A 3,406-nucleotide genomic window follows, 5' to 3' on the forward strand; every position below is an offset into this window, starting at 1 on the left:
GGATGGCAGGAAGCAGTACAAGGTCTCGCCGGAGTTATTGAGACCTCTCCGGGACGTGAAGTAGGTCAACTACGTCTTGGAATGAACGCTTACATCCAAAGTGTAGGGAGTATCTTCCATTCCAACCCGCAATATATCTACTTCACTATCAGGCTGAGCAGCATAAGCCGCTAACCTACGCATGGCACACATAACCACACCTTTTCTTGGCCCCACATCCATTGGTTTATAATTTTGTTTGGCATGTTGAGGCATTACTGCCGCCCCTACTGTAATTGTAACTTTACGTTTAATCACTCCTGGCTCTACAATATCTGACTCCAAACTTTTTGCTCTTTTAACAATGTCACGAAACTCATTATAGCTTTCAGGAAATGGGAGCCTAGGAGAAAATCCAAACAACAATATAATATTAAGCTGACCACCCCCACCAAGGCGCATTAAGGGGTGCTCTATTGCAAATCTAGTCATAGCATAACTACGGGCTAACTGCACCCATTCAACTTCATGAAGAAGTCCCAGTCTACGCCGCGCTTTTATTGAATTTCTATAAACTTGGAACTGAACCATTGGCGAGGTAATACCATAATCAGCACCTTTACTTGTTGAGTTCACATCTATATTTGTTTTTTCCTTTTTTGACGAAGGAAAATAATCATAAATCGCTGATAAAAAATTACGGCTCGAGGAAAACTCTACACTAATTCCTTTAAAACGCTTTTCAAGATCACAAATAACCTGCAGCTCTATAGCTGCCTGCATAGTAACAAAGTGTGCCCCACCAAGGTGGAGTGGAACTGCGCATTGGCTCACTCTTTCCCATTCACCAAAAGATGAGATATTATCTTGAACCTCACGACCATTCCGACTTGCCCCAAAGCTTATCAACATATCCTTACAACGAGTCTGCACCCCTAAACTTATTCTTTGGTATACTTCATTGTCAGTGGTTTGCTCCTTAGTGACAGGGTTTCTTGCATGATAATGGTAATATCTACAACCATTTCTATATAGCTCATCAGCTTCCTTAAAAAGCTCTTCTTCTGAAACTAAAATAGAATCTCCTGCGCATATCCTATCAAGATCTTTATCTCCAGTAATATAGTGATTATCTGGAGTAAATTTAGCGCCAGTTGAAGCACATCCAAGTATTAATTTATGCTCGCTTTTCTTCATTTCCTTGTCCCATAAAATGTGACCATGTTTTAAAAAACACCTTAAGACCACATCACATAATTCATAGGCGTTTTAAATGCAGTCCATTTTCAAAAACTAATCCAGCATTGTGCGCCGCACCATGCAAATATTACAAAATGCGTTGCTGTAACCGCAAAACCTTCACTAAGTGTTGTAAATTTTGCATTAAAATAAAAAAATAAAGGAATATTTGCCGAGTCTGCAATCAGACTGGAGCATAGGGGGCAGGTCGTGGAGAAGAGGCTACATACAGAGTTGTCCAGAAATATGGATTCGCTTGCATCCTACTGAACAACAATATTTAACGGTTTAATAATCCATTAGTGATAATATCTATTTACATCATCTAAATTAGCTCTCTATGCTTTCAGTTTTATGAGGTAATCCCATAATCGCTGTGCTTCTGGAGTCAAAGTCGCCACTCGCCTTAATAATTTTATCTTTAGAGAAATGTCGAAAGTTGGATCACCAGATCTTACTAGTCGCTTGGCACTAAGGTCTTCTCGTACTAATGATTTGGGTAACCACGCCATACCTAATTCGGATAAAGTCATGAGGCGCAAACCATTCGCAAGGTTAGTATCGTGATATTGTTGTAGATTCAAATTTCTATCTTTAAGTGCCGTCTGTAACGACCACCCCAAATGACACTCTTCTGAATATCCCAAAAATGAAATCGGGCGTTCATTATATGTATGCAAATTAAAAAGAGGCTGACCAGTAGCATTAGGGACACTGACGGGAATAAGGCTCTCTGTACCTAGCTCAATGAAAGTATATCTATCGCTTTCTACTAATAGTGACAAATGGTTTTTGATTAAATCATCTTCGTCGAACAATGCCACTACAAAATCGACTTTACCCCTATTAAGCTCAGTTAAACACTGAGGCAATGTATCAGAATTAATGCTGAGTCTTGCTTCTCTAAATTTTTCTTGTAGCCTCGGTAACCAATAAGGAAAAAATATCGTTGATAGTATGTGTGGCGAACAAAAGCGTATACGTCGTTGCTGGTCCCCAGATCGCTGTGCAACCGACTCCCTAAACTCTTCAAACACAGGGAGCGATTCCAAGGCTATTTTTTGTAGCTCATAGCCAGCCTCTGTCAGAGCTAACTCACCTTTTCGCCGCTCAAATAACGCAGTCCCAGCCCAGTCCTCAAGCCCCTGTATACGGCGACTCAGACCTGAAACAGATACATGCCGGTGCTCAGCAGTGCGGCTAAAACTCTTGGTTTCACAAAGAACCAGAAAATCTCTCAAGATTATCAAATCAGTCATTAATGGCCTTCCGGCAGGTTAGGTATTAACCATAATTTACCTAAAAAACATCGATAGGAAATAGCGCCTTCTAATAATTTTTGTATCCGCGGTAACTGGCTTTAGAGCTGAGCAGTCCGATTGGAATCTACTACTGAAGCTGGAAAGATCAGGGTACTTCATTAAATCAGCGCCACATACCAGCCCTATTCGTTTGCCAGCAGTCAGTCTGTCAGGGCTAGGTTCTCCAGAAACTAATCGTTGTAGGCAACCACTCGGTGGATGCTCAACATAACTTCTAGTGCTTGAGCTGATAGCAAGCCAAGGTGATTGCTTAGCTCTTCCAGCAGCAACAGGTGCAGACTGGAGATTCGAGTTCGACTCCCGGGACGCGATGCTGGACTGTGTTTCTGCCGGGATAGGTTACACGGTGCTGCCCCGTGGCACGGTTGAAGCCCACCAGCACCGGTTCGGGATTCACACGCTGGAACTGCCCACGTCCATCGCCAATATCGATACCTATTTTGTCGCCACCGAACCAGAAACCTGGACACCCTGGCAAGCTTCGCTGAAACGTTGCGTGACGCGGTGGTGGTGAATGAGCCTCAGTTGACTGCGTCGTGTGGTGGATCGAAGAATTCTTATTCAAGCCTTTTTCACAAAATGGGCGGTCACCATCATGTCGCCGACGCCGTCGACCTTGCAGTCCAGTTGGTGATCCTTGCTGTCCACGAGCCGCTTGATAACCGCTTTGGTGCCCACCTTGAGTACCAGCGAGCTGCCTTTGACCTTGAGGTCTTTGATCATCGTTACCTTGTCGCCTTCCGCTAACAGGGTGCCGTGGGCATCTTTTATCGTAAGCGTTCATTCCAAGACGTAGTTGACCTACTTCACGTCCCGGAGAGGTCTCAATAACTCCGGCGAGACCTTGTACTGCTTCCTGCCATCCT

2 protein-coding genes and 1 pseudogene are annotated in these 3,406 nt (G+C 43.6%); all 3 read right to left on the bottom strand.

The window, feature by feature from the left end; all coding sequences use genetic code 11:
• Nucleotides 1–69: 69 nt before the first annotated feature.
• Nucleotides 70–1,176, bottom strand: coding sequence for a 3-keto-5-aminohexanoate cleavage protein (locus ACQKE4_RS20350; protein WP_427390052.1), 1,107 nt, complete (start codon nucleotides 1,174–1,176; stop codon nucleotides 70–72).
• 380 nt (nucleotides 1,177–1,556) lie between these two features.
• The gene (locus ACQKE4_RS20355; RefSeq protein WP_427390054.1) at nucleotides 1,557–2,477 is read right to left on the bottom strand and encodes a LysR family transcriptional regulator; all 921 of its coding nucleotides are present in this window, start codon (nucleotides 2,475–2,477) and stop codon (nucleotides 1,557–1,559) included.
• A gap of 624 nt (nucleotides 2,478–3,101) precedes the next feature.
• A pseudogene (locus ACQKE4_RS20360) lies at nucleotides 3,102–3,305 on the bottom strand (alkylphosphonate utilization protein); the annotation flags it as partial.
• Nucleotides 3,306–3,406 lie beyond the last annotated feature (101 nt).

The organism is Halomonas sp. NPDC076908, from assembly GCF_050269715.1.
GTDB lineage: Bacteria > Pseudomonadota > Gammaproteobacteria > Pseudomonadales > Halomonadaceae > Vreelandella.